The organism is Sulfitobacter sp. UBA4523, assembly GCF_002388305.1.
Lineage (GTDB): Bacteria > Pseudomonadota > Alphaproteobacteria > Rhodobacterales > Rhodobacteraceae > Sulfitobacter > Sulfitobacter pontiacus.
In genome coordinates this window covers 1-14,323 of record NZ_DGMH01000010.1, presented here as the reverse complement: position 1 = coordinate 14,323, position 14,323 = coordinate 1, and the positions used below count along the sequence as shown (strand labels likewise).

Genomic DNA, 14,323 nt, shown 5'->3' with positions numbered 1-14,323 from the left:
CGGCCTCTACCTCTTGCGCATAGGCATCCAGCGCCTGCTGGTTCTCGATCCGCCAGCGGCGGTTGCGTTCTGCCTTGGCGGCGTCCGAAATCGCGGCCTCGGCCAACCGCGACATGTTCAGCCCAAGCGCGCGCGCCGTCTCGGCGACGCTGGCATCCAACGTAAGATTTACTTTGACACGGCCCATGGCACCCTCTCGCATTATGCGTATAGGGCAGGAGTATAGGTGAGGATGAAGAGTCGGGCAAGGCGGCGCGGGTTGGTGCGTATATGTGGGCCTATCGCGCGCATTAGGCCCGGCCCATCGCAAAGAAGAAGGGGCAAGGCGATCCGCCCTGCCCCGTTCGAGTTTCAGTCTTTCTGATCCAGCGCTGCAAGGAACGCCTCGATCCCGCGCTGCAATCGCGCCTTGCTGACAGCCGAGAAATCGCGCGGCAAGCGCATCTCTACCTTCCCGTCCGACGCGATCACCCGCATCTCCCCCTGTGGCAACCCCAGCCGCAAGGATGTCTTGGCAGAGCTTCGCCCCGCAGGTTTTGGCGCGGCTTTCTTTGCCGTGATCCCTGCCCGCAGAATTGCAAGTTCGGCATCGGCATCCCGTTCAGGCTGCTTGATCAGCGCCTTTTTCAGCGTCATCGCATTGCCCGCCTGCGCATCAAGGAACCGATAAACATCGAGCCCAAGCGCCCGCGGGATCGCCTCGGGGTAGCGCAGCGCGCCGTCCAGATCGGCAAGCACACGGGCGAACTGCCGGATATAGGTCTTCTTCTGTTTCAACGCAGAGGCATAGAGCGTGCCAACCGCGTCGCTCACCTCGACGCCCGAATCCTGCGCATAGGACAGGGCCAGCCGCGCCATCTCGCCAAAGGACAGATCTTTGCGCACAAGGTTCTCGTCCACCATCTTGCGGTACAGATCCGCAAGGGGTTCCCCGCGGGGAACCAGCGCGGCGGGGATGCGGGAATAGCGCGGGTCGCCGGTTTCGGCCGCAAGTTCGCGGAAAGCGGTGAGCCGGCGGAAACCTTGAATAAGCTCATACCCGTTATCCGTCTGCTCCACCCGAATGGGGTTGGAGAGGCCGACCGACTGGATCGACTGTTTCAGCTCTGCCAGTTCGGGGTCGACATTGGCCGACCGGTCGCGGGTCAGCTTGTCGGTATGCACATCCGAGGTCTGGATCAGATCGGTGATCAACCCCAGCCGTTTCAGCCGCACATGCTCATGCGCCAGCGCGTCGTTTTCCGCGCGAATGGCGGCCTCTGCGCTGGCGCGCTCTGAGGTGGCTTCAAGCGTTTCCGAGATCGCGCTTGCCATCGGGCCGCGTCGCGACGGGGCAGGGGGGGTGGGCACAGGATCAGAGTTCTGCAACGGGTGGCCCTGAATGTTGTACTCCTTCACAACGGGCGGTTCGGCAGGTGCGTTCCCCGCGGGGAACCCCGCGTCTTCCTCTTCATCCAGATCGAAGTTGATATCGAAAACAGAGCGTTTCTTAACCATTATTCATCCTCCAGTTTATCCCACGCATCGACAAGCGTGGCACGGAATTCATCATAGGCCCGATCAAAGGAGGCCCGCGCGCGGCGCCAGGTCTCGCGGGTCATCTGGCGGTAATCCATCTCGTAGATCGATGACAGGAACCGGCCTGACTGTTCAACCGCGCGGGTCATTTCAATCGGGTGCTCTGCTACATGTGGCTTAAAGACCTGATTAAATGCTGACTGCATCGCACGGTGCAGATCGTTATTCGGCTCGAAACGGGTCAATAGAAACTTGATGTCAGCAAAGGCCTTGACCGGATCGGTGCCCGACGGCAGCCGCCCGCGGAAGCGGCCCAGATCCTCAAGCGCTTCAGACAGCTGGCCGATGAAGCTGGTGGTGCTGTCATACTCCCAATAGCCGGGGCCGGACGGAATATACAAAACATCCGCCGCAAAGACCGCGTTCATCGACTGGTAGCCAATGGCGGGCGGGCAGTCGAAGATGATCAGGTCATAGGCGTCCGGCGGGATCGTATCAAGATAACGGGACACGGCGGCAAAGAACGACCATTCGGGGTTCAGGTGCCGGTACTGCGCGCTGGCAAATTCAACGAAGGCGGCATTGGCACAGCTGGGGATCAGGTCGATCGTGGGCCAGCTGGTCGGCTTGATGAAATCGGTGGCGCGCAATTCGCTAAGCCCCATGCCGGTGACAGAGGCAGGCAGTTTGCGTTGGGGCAGGGTGGCCCCGCTTTCCGCGCCGCCTTGCACCGCGTTCATCCGCTCTGTCTCGCGGATCAGGTCGCGGGCCATGATGCCCCAGACGGTGACCTCTTCCGAGACATCCGACAGCCCCATCGAATGGCTGAGCGTGGCCTGCGGATCGAAATCCACGGCCAGCACGCGGTAGCCGTCAAGCGCGGCCGCATGGGCGAAATGCAGCGCGACGGTGGACTTGCCCGCGCCGCCCTTGAAGTTCGCAATCGCGGCACGCACCGCCCGCTTGCCCGCAGGGCGCGGCGGCATCAGCGACCGGTTCTTGATCTTCAGCTTGCGCCGCAACTCGTTGATCTCGTCCAGCGCATACCAGCGCTGGCGGCCTTCCTCTTCCACTTGCCCCTCGGGCAGGGACGGATCAGCGGCCAGCCTGCCGCGCAGGGTCGACGGGTTGGTCTTAAAGATCAGCTCCGCCACTTCCCAGCTTGAGAACCGGCGCAGGGTCTTTTCCATCTCGGGCGAATAGGTCTGATGCCGGATGTGCCCCTGCATCTTGAGCGATTGCGCCTGAAGCTTTGCCAGGTCCGCATAGGTAAACATAAGCTGTCCTTTTCCCTACCCGTTCCCCGCGGGGAACCGTCGCCCCGCACGCTGTGGCGGCACCGGAAAACCCGAAAGAGAACGCTAATTACTACTCAATTTGGATTTACGCTGAATTTGCATCTCATGGAAAGACATTTATTCTATAAACAGGTTTTCACTATCCCTTATACCACAGGGTCTCGGCGCGATTCGGGCGATAGGCGCGGCTCTATAGCCCCGGGGCGGAAATATAGGGGGACAGCAGGATCGGCCCCGCGACATATTGGGGGACAAAAACGCTGTAATAGGGGACGCTCTGTATGACCCCCTATACCAATGATACCTCAACTTTCAAATTTGAATGGGGAAGAAAGAGGGTCGGTGCAAAACCAATCCTTGACAGAATCGGGTTTCCGGACGCAAATCAGGGAAGAGGCGGAAAAGACGTTGTCTACGCCCCGAGGATCCATCAAGAGATCGAACTGAGGCTGCACATTCACACCGTGCCAGATCGGAGCAGCTATGCTTTCACCGAAACCCGTGGGGCGTGACGCCGCCGCGCGCAAGTATGATATCATCACCGCCTTGGGGGCCTATGCCCTTGCCGGCGGGAAACATGATCACCGTCTGGTGCTGCGCTTCATTACACTTGTAACGGCGCGCTACAACTGGGCGCGCAATGAACTGGCCGTGGGTCAGCGCGAGATCGCGCAGCTTTGGTCCGTTGATGAACGCACCGTCAAACGCGAGATGGCGAAACTGCGCGGCTGTGGCTGGCTGGTGGTAAAACGTCAGGGCGCACGCGGACGGGTGACGGAATACGGGCTCGACCTTGATGCGATCCTTGAAAAGACGCGCCCGCAATGGCCGCAGGTCGGCCCGGACTTTGATCTGCGCATGCAGGGCGCGCCGGAACCGACGCGGGTGGTGCCTTTGCCCGTGCGTGGCACCGCCCCGACGCCGCCTGTCGAAGGGGGCAGCGAATGGGCGTTGGCGCAGGCTGTGCTTCATGCCGAAGATGCCGGTGTCTATGGCAGTTGGCTGCATAATCTCACGCGGCAGGATCGGGCAGGGGGGCGTGTCACGCTTCAGGCCCCCAGCCGTTTTCACGGGGCCTATGTGCAGACCCATCTGATCCCCCGCGTGCTGGCTGCATTGCAGGCCGTAGATAGTGACGTGTCCGAGGTCGTGATCACGGCCTGAACCGGATCGGCTGAACGGGGGGACGCTGGTCCCACGCTTTGCCATTGTAATCCGCGAAACCGCAGGCGACATTCCCCGCAATTAAACTGTTGCCCCTGCGTCAGCAGGGAAGGGGAGGATACCATGCAATTGAACGGACAGGCCGCCATCGTCACCGGTGGCGCTTCGGGGTTGGGCGGGGCCACGGCAGCGTTTCTGGCGCAGGCCGGGGCCAAGGTCACCATCTTTGATATGAACGCTGAACTGGGCGAGGAAAAAGCCACCGCCATCGGGGGCAAGTTCCTGCGCGTTGATGTCACCGACGAAAGCGCTGTAGAGGCCGCGATCGCAGAGGCCGAAGGGCTGCACGGCAAGGCGCGTATTCTGGTAAACTGCGCGGGCATCGGCCCGCCCGCCAAAGTCGTGGATCGTGACGGCGCGGCGCTGCCCTTGGCAAGCTTTACCAATGTCGTGAATGTGAACCTGCTGGGGTCGTTCAACGTCTTGTCGAAATTCGCCGCCGCCTTGCACAAGGCAGAGCCCGTGGGCGAAGAACGCGGCGTGATCATCAACACGGCGTCGGTCGCGGCGTTTGATGGCCAGATCGGGCAGGCGGCCTATGCGGCATCGAAGGGCGGGATCGTGGGCATGACCTTGCCCGTCGCCCGCGAGCTGGCGCGCTATGGTATCCGGGTGATGACGATTGCACCGGGGCTGTTCCTCACACCGCTGCTGGAAGGGCTGCCGCAGGAGGCGCAGGATTCGCTTGGCGCGCAGGTGCCCTTCCCCAGCCGTTTGGGCGATCCGTCGGAATACGCCAAGATGGTCGGGGCGATTATCGACAACCCGATGCTGAACGGTGAAACGATCCGCCTTGATGGCGCGATCCGCATGGCACCGAAATAGAGACTGAATAGAGGGGAAAGCGTCATGGCACATGCCTATATCGTAGAGACAGCCCGCACCGCAGGGGGGCGCCGTGGCGGCGCGCTGCGCGACTGGCACCCTGCCAATCTGGGGGCCGAAGTGTTGAATGCGCTGGTGGCGCGGTCCGGGATCGACGGCGCGGTGATTGACGACGTGATCGTCGGTTGCGTCAGCCAGGGCGGAGAGCAATCCTTTGCCTTCGGGCGCAACTGTGTGCTGGCGTCGAACCTGCCGCAATCGGTGCCTGCGGTGACCATCGACCGGCAATGCGGCAGCTCGCAACAGGCGGTGCAATTCGCGGCACAGGCGGTGATGTCGGGCACGCAGGATGTGGTTGTCGCCATGGGTGTCGAAAGCATGACACGGGTGCCGATGGGGTCGAATGTGTCACTTTATGCCAAGGCGGGGTTGGGCGAGGGCCCGTTCAGCGACCGGATCGAGGCGCGCTACGGCACCAAGAATTTCAGCCAGTTCATCGGCGCGGAAATGGTCGCGCAAAAGCACGGGTTCACCCGCGCGGAACTGGACGCCTATGCGCTGGAAAGCCACCGCCGCGCCACCGCTGCGCGGGATGGTGGGGCCTTTGACGCAGAGATCATTCCGCTGGCCATCGAGGGCGGGATGCACACCCGCGACGAAGGCATCCGCGATGATGCGACGCTTGACGGGATTTCCTCTGTTAAACTGCTTGATCCGGATGGCATGATCTCTGCCGCGAATGCGTCGCAGATTTGCGATGGGGCGGCGGGCGTGTTGGTCGTGTCCGAAGCCGCGCTCAAGAAATACAAGCTGACCCCGAAGGCGCGGATCGTGAACCTGACGGTGACCGCGGGCGATCCGGTGATCATGCTGGAGGAACCGCTGCCCGCCACCGACCGCGCGCTGGAGCGGGCCGGTATGAAGATCGACGACATCGATCTGTTCGAGGTCAACGAAGCCTTTGCGCCGATCCCGATGGCCTGGGCGAAGCACACCGGGGCCGATCCGGCCAAGTTGAATGTGAACGGCGGCGCGATTGCGCTTGGACATCCTTTGGGGGCCTCTGGTGCGCGGCTGATGACGACGCTGGTGCACAGCCTGCATGCGCGCGGCCAAAGATACGGGTTGCAAACCATGTGCGAAGGCGGCGGCATCGCCAATGTCACCATCATCGAGGCACTGTAGCCCCGATCACATGAAGGGGGTGACGGACGCAACGTTCGTCATTTCCAAAGCGCGCACATCCTGACAAGTTGCAGGAAAATAATACGTCCCGGAGGAACAAGATGACGCTACCCGCCCTTTTCGACAATTTGCGTATCCCGCTGATTGGCAGCCCGCTGTTCATTATCTCGAACCCTGATCTGGTGATTGCACAGTGCAAGGCCGGTATCGTGGGCAGCTTTCCAGCGCTGAACGCACGTGAAGCGGAGGGGGAGCCGATTGAGCTGGACCGCTGGTTGACACGCATCAAGGAAGAGCTGGACCGTCACAACCAAGCGAACCCCGACAATCCTGCCGCCCCCTATGCGGTGAACCAGATCGTGCATAAATCCAATGCGCGGCTTGAACGGGACGTAGAGATTTGCGTCAAGCACGAGGTGCCGCTGTGGATCACGTCGCTTGGGGCGCAGGAATGGCTGAACGATGCGGCGCATGGCGCGGGCGGTGTTGTCTTGCACGACATCATCAACAACCGCTTTGCCCATAAGGCGATTGAAAAAGGGGCCGATGGTCTGATCGCCGTGGCCGCAGGGGCAGGGGGGCACGCCGGTGCCTTGTCGCCGCTGGCGCTGATCCAGGAAATCCGCGAATGGTTCAACGGGCCGCTGTTCCTGTCGGGGGCGATTGCCAAGGGCGACAGTATTCTTGCGGCGCAGGCCATGGGTGCGGATGGCGGCTATGCCGGGTCGGCGTTTATCGCCACGCAAGAGGCGAATGCCGATGCACGCTACAAGCAGATGATCGCGGATTCGGGGGCTTCGGATATCGTGTATTCCGACTTGTTCACCGGCGTTTGGGGCAACTATCTGAAAGCCTCGATCGAGGCGCAGGGCATGGATCCGAACAACCTTGAACGGTCCGACCCGTCGAACATGAACTTCGGTGCCGATCGCGAAAAGCCCAAAAGCTGGAAAGAGATTTGGGGGGCCGGTCAGGGCATCGGCGCGGTCAAGGATGTGCGCCCCGCCGCCGAGGTGGTCGAGCGGATGGCGACAGAATACGCCGCGGCACGCAAAAGGCTGTTCGATCAGACCGCGTGATTGTAAAACAGGCCGTCCCTTCGGGGGCGGCTTTTTTGATGACGGGATAGGGATCGCCATGCACACCGCGCCGGAGACGACTTTACGACGCTTGTTCGACCGCGCGGTCGCCGTGGCCGATCCGATGCAATCGCTGGCCGCGCATCTGCCGCCGAAACCGGCGGGCCGTGTGGTGGTGATCGGTGCGGGCAAGGCCAGCGCGCGCATGGCCGAGGCGGTCGAGGCGGCCTGGGGCCCCTGCGACGGTTTGGTGATCACCCGCTACGGATACGCCCGCCCCTGTCAGGGGATCGAGATTGTCGAGGCCGCGCACCCCGTGCCCGATGCCGCCGGACAGGCCGCAACCGCGCGGATGCTACAATTGGTGCAGGGCTTGGGCGAGGGGGACTTTGTGTTGGCGTTGATCTCGGGCGGGGCGTCGGCGCTGCTGACCGCGCCCTTGGGGGAGATTACGCTGGCCGAGAAACAGGCGGTGAACGCGGGGTTGCTGGCCTCTGGCGCGCCGATCACGCAGATGAATGTGGTGCGCAAGCATCTGTCGCAGGTCAAGGGCGGGCAGTTGGCGGCGGCGGCCTATCCGGCGGCGATGCACACGTTGATGATCTCGGACGTGCCGGGGGATGATATGGCGATGATCGGGTCGGGCCCCACGGTGGGCGATGCCTCCACCTCGCGCGATGCGCAGGCGATTTTGACGCAGTGGGGCGTGGCGGTTCCGGCCTCGGTCACGCGGGCGCTGGCTGCGGGGTCGCAGGTCGTGCCGCCGGATGATGCGCGGCTGTCGCGTGTGATGAACCGGATTTATGCGGCCCCCAAGCAATCGCTGGATGCGGCACAGGCTTTGGCCGAGGCAGAGGGGTTTCGTGTGATTCGTCTGGGCAATGACCTAGAGGGCGAGGCCCGCGAGGTCGCCCGCGCCCATGCCGCCTTGGCCCTGCAAGAACAGGCGCGTCTACATCCCGGCGATGCGCCGATTGTTGTCCTGTCGGGGGGGGAGCTGACGGTCACGCGGCGCGGGGATGGCGTTGGTGGACCGAATGCGGAATATGCCTTGGCACTGATGCTGGCCCTGAACGGGGCGGGGGGTATCTGGGGGTTGGCCTGCGATACCGACGGCGTCGACGGCGCGGCAGAGGTCGCGGGGGCGATCATCGGACCCGACACTTTGGCACGGGGCGGGGCCGCGCGCGCCGACGCAGAATCGGCGTTAGCGGTAAATGACGCCCACGGTTTCTTTGGTCGGATGGGCGGTCAGGTGGTGACGGGACCGACGCTGACGAACGTCAACGACTTCCGTGCTATGATTGTGCATCCCGTCTGATCGGCAACCCTGAGTTGGGGCGTCTTCAGATTCTGTTGAGGTTTCTGTCTTAATCCTATGCGCAAGTAATAATTAACGTTGGCAGGGAAACCGGTGCTACTTATAAGTGAGGGATGCCGGTAACATGATCAGCGGGTGGCTTTCATCGATTAGGCGCTTTTCAGTTTTGAGAAATGTGAGAGTATAGTTTTGTTCAAGCGCTTAGATTTGATTTTGGTCGTTGTCTGCCTTCTCGTGACCTTCGGGATCTACGCTGAAGGGGCGCGAATGAACCGCGCCGCAGCCAAGGCCGAATTCGCCCGCATCACCGAGGACGGGCTTCAGGCGCTGGATCGTCGGATGAACATCTATCTGCAAAGTCTGAACGGCGCCGCAGGGATGATGCAATCGGCGGAGAATATCGAATACGACGATTTCGAGATCTTTGTCGAAAGCCTGGATTTAGAAAACTACCTGCCCGGCATCAACGGGATCGGGTTTGTCGAACCCGTGGCCAAGGTGGACGAAGATGCTTTCGTCGCCGATATGCGTGCCAATGGGACGCCGGGGTTCGAGATCAGGCCAGAAACGAACCATGACCAGAAATATGTGATCAAATATATCGCGCCGGTGCTGCCCAACAAGGAAGCCGTCGGGCTGGACATCAGCTTTGAAAAAGGGCGGCGCGAGGCGGCGGATCGGGCACGCGAAACCAACACCCCGCAGCTGACTCCGCGCATCCTGCTGGTGCAGGACGCGATGAAGCAACCGGGATTCTTGCTGCTGCGCCCGCTGTTCTATGCCTCCGGCCCGCGCGAGGGGACGTTTCGCGGCTGGGTCTATGCGCCGTTCATCGGCCGCAATCTGTTGCAGGATCTGACGCCGAACCAGAACAATGTGTATGATTTCCACGTCTATGACGGCGACACGACCGACCCCGAGGCTCTGATCTATGCCAGCCAGGATCACGAACATGCGGCGGGTAAGTATAGTGAGGTCTATACCACCGAATTCTTCGGACGGACCTGGACCGTCCAATATGAAAGCACCCCCTTGTTCGAGGCGTTGTTCCCCGGTGGCACGCCGCTGCTTGCGCTGATCGCAGGGATTGCCCTGACCGCGATGCTGATCGTGGTGCTGCGCGCTATTCGCCAACGCGGGGATTCTCTGGCCGAGGTGGCCGCGCTGCGCGAACAGCAGATCAGCGCCCGCGAAGAGGAAAACCGGTCGATCATCGAGAACAGTGTCGTGGGCATCTTCATTCTGGATGAACGCCGCGAGATCCTGTTTGCCAACCACGCCGCGCTCGAGATTTTCGACAAGCATGAAGACGGGATGGGCGGGTTGCCCCTGACCAAATTCGTGACAGAGGCGGGGTGGCTGCCCGCAGAGGCAGGCTATAACGCCACGGGCACCAAACACGACGGATCCACGCTGCACCTTGATCTACATTATAACGAATGGGAGACGCTGAATGGCGTCAAACGCATCACCGCCATTGTGCGGGATGTGTCGGTCGAGGTCGGGGCCGTCGGGGAACTGGCCGGGATCAAGGAGCGCTATGACCATGCCCTCGCGGGGTCAGAGATTGGCGTGTTCGAGATCGACCTGATGTCGGGCACATCGGTGGTCTCGCCGACGTGGCGCAAGATCATGGATGTCGGTCCGGAGGTCGAGGATACGCAGGAAGAGTTCCTGAGCCGTATCCACCCCGACGATCTGCCCCGTCTGATCGAGGCGGATCAGGATTGTATCACCGGCAAGGCAGAACGGTCGCGGACCGAATACCGGATGCAGTTCGGCGAAAGCTGGCGCTGGATGCGGTCGGATGCCGTGGTCGTGGACCGCGCCGACGACGGGTCGGCGATACGGATGGTCGGGACGCAAAGCGACATCACCGCGCTGCGTCACGCCCGCAACGCGCTTGAGGCAAGCGAGAAGCGATTCCGCACCGTGCTGAATGCGGCCCCCGTAGGCATGGCGACCCTGAACAGCAACGGGCAGTTCACCAGCGTGAACAACGCGATGTGCGAGCTGACGGGATATTCGCAAAAGGCAATGACCGACCAGTTCAACCTTGCGCAGATCATCCCCGAGGAAGATGTGAAGCTGATGCGTGATATCGTGACCAAGTTCACCCAAAGCGGGTCGAACGAGGTTTACCGCGGCGAACATCCGATCCTGCACAAGGACGGCGGCCAGCGGTGGGGGCTGTTCAACATCACCTGGACTTTCGACAAGAACGAAGGGGCTTATGTGTTTATCGCGCAGGTCAATGACATCACGGACCAGAAGAAGATCGACGAGATCAAGAATGAATTCGTGTCCACGGTCAGCCATGAATTGCGCACGCCGCTGACCTCTATCAAGGGGGCGCTTGGCCTGATCGAGATGTCGGCGCGTGACACCATGCCTGCCTCGGCGCTGCGCCTGATCGAGATCGCGCGCAACAACGCCGACCGTCTAACCACCATCGTGAACGATATTCTCGACCTCGAAAAGATATCGTCGGGCAAGATCGACTTTGACCTCAGCCCGATGAGCCTGAACGAGGTCATCTCTTCGGCCGTGCAAGAGATGATGCCCTTTGCCGTCACCCATAACACCAAACTGGTGATGGATCTGCCCGACACCGACATCAATGTAACCGCCGATTGGTCACGGATGATGCAGGTGCTGGCGAACCTGATGTCGAATGCGTGCAAGTACTCGACCGAAGGCACCGACGTCACGATCAAGGCCGAGACGATTGGCGACATGGCGATTGTTTACGTTCAGAACTTCGGCCCCGGTGTGCCCGAGAATTTCAAGAACCGGATTTTTCAGGCGTTCTCTCAGGCCGATGGATCGGACACGCGGGCCAAGGGCGGGACGGGCCTTGGGCTGAATATCACGCGACAGATCGTCTGGCGTCAGGGCGGCAACATCGGCTTTGAAAGCAAGCCGAGCGGGACCACGATTTTCTGGTTCACCTGCCCGCTGGCCACCGATGCCGAAGGGTATGACGTGCTGCCCGATGCCCGCACGTTCGAAGTGATCGACGGCACGAAGGACAACCTTAGGGTGTTGCACCTTGAGGATGACGAAGAGTTTGCAGAGGTGCTGCGCGAAGGGTTGAGACCCTTTGCCGATGTGCAAAACGTCACGCGGCTGAACGAGGTCCACGATGCGTTGAGCGCGGGGCTGCTGGATGTGATCATCCTTGACTGGACCGTGCCAGATGGCGATGCCGCTGCCGTCCTGGACGATATCGCCGAGCTTCAGCCAACGGCGCGGGTGGTCGGGCTGACCTCTGACGCGGCGCGCGCGAGGGATAGTCGGGTGGGCACCCATCTGGTGAAGTCACAGACCGATCTGAACCACATTATCGAAAGTATTGTAGGTCCGACACAAAGAGCGAGTTGATCTCCTTATGGTTGTGTCTAAAGTTGCTAAAAATCGCCTTAAAAATGTCTAGATACTTTTGTCTATGATGGCGCAAGGGATGGAGAGGGTGCTTGGCTAGGGATGGTGCCTTCTTTTTGTAAGTAAGGACGCGATATGTCTTGGAACGGAAAGAAGCGCCATATTGCCACCGGTTTCGTCGCCGGGTCGGCCTTGGCTGGGGGGTGGTACGCCGCGACCTCGGCGCTGCTGTCGGGCACACCGGCGCAAACCGTTCCGGTTATCGGGGCCATCGCCATTGCCAGTCTGGTGCCGCTGATCGCCGCGAATGTGCGGGCCACGCCGGCGCGTGCGACGGTTGATGACAGCGTCGCCCAACAGCTGCGCGTGCTGAAGATGCACACAATGGTAAACGTGGTCGACACCGATAACCTGCTGGTCGAGGTGAACGATCTGTTGCTAGAGGCAACCGGCTATACCCGCCAAGAGCTGATCGGCAAACCGGTCGCGATGCTGTATTCCAAGGACAATAGAACCACCGCCACTGAAATCCGCGATCTGCTGCGGCAGGGCAAAAGCTGGCAGGGTGAAACGACGCTGCGCAATCGCGACGGGTCCACCTGCGTGACACAGACGACAGTGACCCCGTTGCTGGATGCGAATGGCCGCTGGATCGGGTCGATCTCGGCGCGGACGGACATCACCTCTACCACCAAGCTGATCGCGCGGCGCGACACGGCGATGACCTTGCACGAGCTGCGCGACGACATCTGGATCGTGTCCGAAGACAACCTTGAGTTGCGCTATATGAACCTTGCCGCCAAGGCACGGTTCGGCTGGTCGACGCGGCCCAAGAACGGGCAAACGGTGCGCGATATGGCGGCCGAGCGCGGCTGCGAGGATGTGCTCGACGCCTGTCTGCGGATGATGGATATCGGCGACACCTATATGACGTTCAACGCGACGATATCGGGCACGAACTTTGAAGGGTCGATCAAGTGGCTCAACAAGGGGACAGTCGACGGGCGTCTGCTGATCATGCTGCACGATATCACCGAACGGCTTGAACAAGAGCGGCTGCAGGCGGATTTTATCTCTATGGTCAGCCACGAACTTCGGTCGCCCTTGACCTCGATCAAAGGGTCGATGGGGCTGCTGTTGTCGAAAGCCGCGGGCCAGCTGCCGCCCAAGGCCGAGGGCTTGCTGGAGATCGCGCATCGCAATGCCGATCGTCTGGTCCTGATCATCAACGACATCCTGGACATGGAGAAGATCTCCTCCGGGCGTCTGGATTTCGAACTGGAAACCGCCGACCTGTCAGAACTGGTGGCCGAATCCCTGCGCGCCAATGCGACCGCCCATCAGCGGTTCGGCTTGCAGATCAAATGCCACGGGGTGGATACGCCCACCTATATCGAGACCGACGCCAACCGTATCATTCAAGTTTTAACCAACTTGATGTCGAATGCTGCGAAGTTTTCCAAGCCGGGCGGCACGGTGGAGATCTCCGTCGAAAAAACGCCCGAAAACGTATGTGTGTCTGTACGCGATGAGGGTATGGGCATTGCGCCCGAAGACCAGCATAAGATCTTTCAGCGGTTTGCAGATATGGCGAATTCCGACCGGGCGACCAAAGGCGGTACCGGTTTGGGGCTGAGCATCTGTAAAGCAATTGTTGAAGGTTTGGGTGGTACGATCGATTTTGTCAGTAAAGAAGGGCTGGGAACAACTTTCACCTTCACTTTACCTGTCAAAACGCGCCATTCTGGGCCAGAGAATGATTTTGAAAGACTAGAGAACGTTGGATAAGAGTCCCGTATGATTAAATTGCTTCACGTAGAAGACGACGCCGATATTCGCGAAATCGCCAAAATGTCACTCGAACTGTCGGGTGATTTCGTGGTTGAGCAATGCGATTGCGGCGAACAGGCGCTTGAAAAGACGCTGGACTATATCCCCGACGTGTTTTTGCTGGATATGATGATGCCCGGCATGACCGGCCGTCAAACGCTTGAGAAACTGCGCGAGAATCCGGATTTCGCAAATGTGCCCGCGATCTTCATGACCGCCCGTGCCCAGCCGAACGAGCTGGAAGAACTGCGCGGCATCGGCGCGACAGAGGTGATCAGCAAACCCTTTGATCCCATGTCGCTCGCCGACCAGATCAAGGCAGCCATCGCCTGAATAAGATCAGACGTTAGATGGAAAACCGCGGCGGAAATGCTGCGGTTTTTTTGTTTTGTGGGTTTCGTTGTTTGTGAGGTTGATACGGGTGGGGCGTATGTTTGAAAATCTAAAGTGCCGAAGTGACGTTATGTTAAATAACGTCACGGCTTAAACCCTGCCGGTGAAGCCATCTGAATACCGGTTAAGAGTCACCCGCGTGCGCCGCGATTTTTCCGGCAAGCATCACGGATATTCTCGACGCAATCCCTACGCCAGACACTGCACGAAGAATGCCGACAACGGGCCGTGTTGGCTTTGATCCGTAAGCATCCGGCGTAGGCCGC

11 protein-coding genes are annotated in these 14,323 nt (G+C 60.6%); 8 read left to right on the top strand and 3 right to left on the bottom strand.

The features are described 5' to 3' along the window. The 3 genes from B3849_RS02020 to B3849_RS02010 form a co-directional block, all read right to left on the bottom strand. Window positions 1–187: type II toxin-antitoxin system CcdA family antitoxin (locus B3849_RS02020; protein ID WP_286779747.1), on the bottom strand; the 187-nt coding region annotated here is incomplete at its 3' end. Window positions 188–351: 164 nt separating this feature from the next. Continuing rightward, window positions 352–1,497, bottom strand: a complete 1,146-nt coding sequence (locus B3849_RS02015; protein WP_286779746.1) for a ParB/RepB/Spo0J family partition protein — start codon at window positions 1,495–1,497, stop codon at window positions 352–354. Next, complete coding sequence (locus B3849_RS02010; protein ID WP_278425768.1) at window positions 1,497–2,795, bottom strand: AAA family ATPase; 1,299 nt, start codon at window positions 2,793–2,795, stop codon at window positions 1,497–1,499. The genes B3849_RS02015 and B3849_RS02010 overlap by 1 nt, the downstream gene beginning before the upstream one ends. Before the next feature lie 504 nt (window positions 2,796–3,299). Here B3849_RS02010 and B3849_RS02005 point away from each other — a divergent pair. The 8 genes from B3849_RS02005 to B3849_RS01970 all read left to right on the top strand — a co-directional run bounded on the left by B3849_RS02005 (window position 3,300) and on the right by B3849_RS01970 (window position 13,997). Continuing rightward, window positions 3,300–3,980: a DnaA N-terminal domain-containing protein gene (locus tag B3849_RS02005; protein WP_005848978.1), complete on the top strand. Its 681-nt coding sequence runs from the start codon at window positions 3,300–3,302 to the stop codon at window positions 3,978–3,980. 123 nt (window positions 3,981–4,103) lie between these two features. After that, a complete protein-coding gene (locus B3849_RS02000; RefSeq protein ID WP_037941991.1) occupies window positions 4,104–4,865 on the top strand; it encodes an SDR family NAD(P)-dependent oxidoreductase in 762 nt (253 codons plus the stop codon). A gap of 24 nt (window positions 4,866–4,889) precedes the next feature. Beyond that, window positions 4,890–6,050 (top strand): acetyl-CoA C-acetyltransferase, encoded by a 1,161-nt coding sequence (locus B3849_RS01995; protein ID WP_278425769.1) that lies wholly within the window; start codon window positions 4,890–4,892, stop codon window positions 6,048–6,050. A gap of 101 nt (window positions 6,051–6,151) precedes the next feature. Then, the gene (locus B3849_RS01990) at window positions 6,152–7,129 is read left to right on the top strand and encodes an NAD(P)H-dependent flavin oxidoreductase (RefSeq protein WP_005848974.1); all 978 of its coding nucleotides are present in this window, start codon (window positions 6,152–6,154) and stop codon (window positions 7,127–7,129) included. Between the two features lie 58 nt (window positions 7,130–7,187). Continuing rightward, window positions 7,188–8,450 carry a glycerate kinase type-2 family protein gene (locus B3849_RS01985; protein WP_278425771.1) on the top strand — a complete coding sequence of 421 codons (1,263 nt, stop codon included), beginning with the start codon at window positions 7,188–7,190 and terminating at the stop codon, window positions 8,448–8,450. Window positions 8,451–8,717: 267 nt separating this feature from the next. Next, window positions 8,718–11,834: a CHASE domain-containing protein gene (locus B3849_RS01980; RefSeq protein ID WP_286779745.1), complete on the top strand. Its 3,117-nt coding sequence runs from the start codon at window positions 8,718–8,720 to the stop codon at window positions 11,832–11,834. A gap of 135 nt (window positions 11,835–11,969) precedes the next feature. Continuing rightward, window positions 11,970–13,622 carry a PAS domain-containing sensor histidine kinase gene (locus tag B3849_RS01975; protein WP_278425772.1) on the top strand — a complete coding sequence of 551 codons (1,653 nt, stop codon included), beginning with the start codon at window positions 11,970–11,972 and terminating at the stop codon, window positions 13,620–13,622. Between the two features lie 9 nt (window positions 13,623–13,631). Then, a complete protein-coding gene (locus B3849_RS01970) occupies window positions 13,632–13,997 on the top strand; it encodes a response regulator (protein WP_005848967.1) in 366 nt (121 codons plus the stop codon). The last annotated feature ends 326 nt before the right edge of the window (window positions 13,998–14,323 follow it).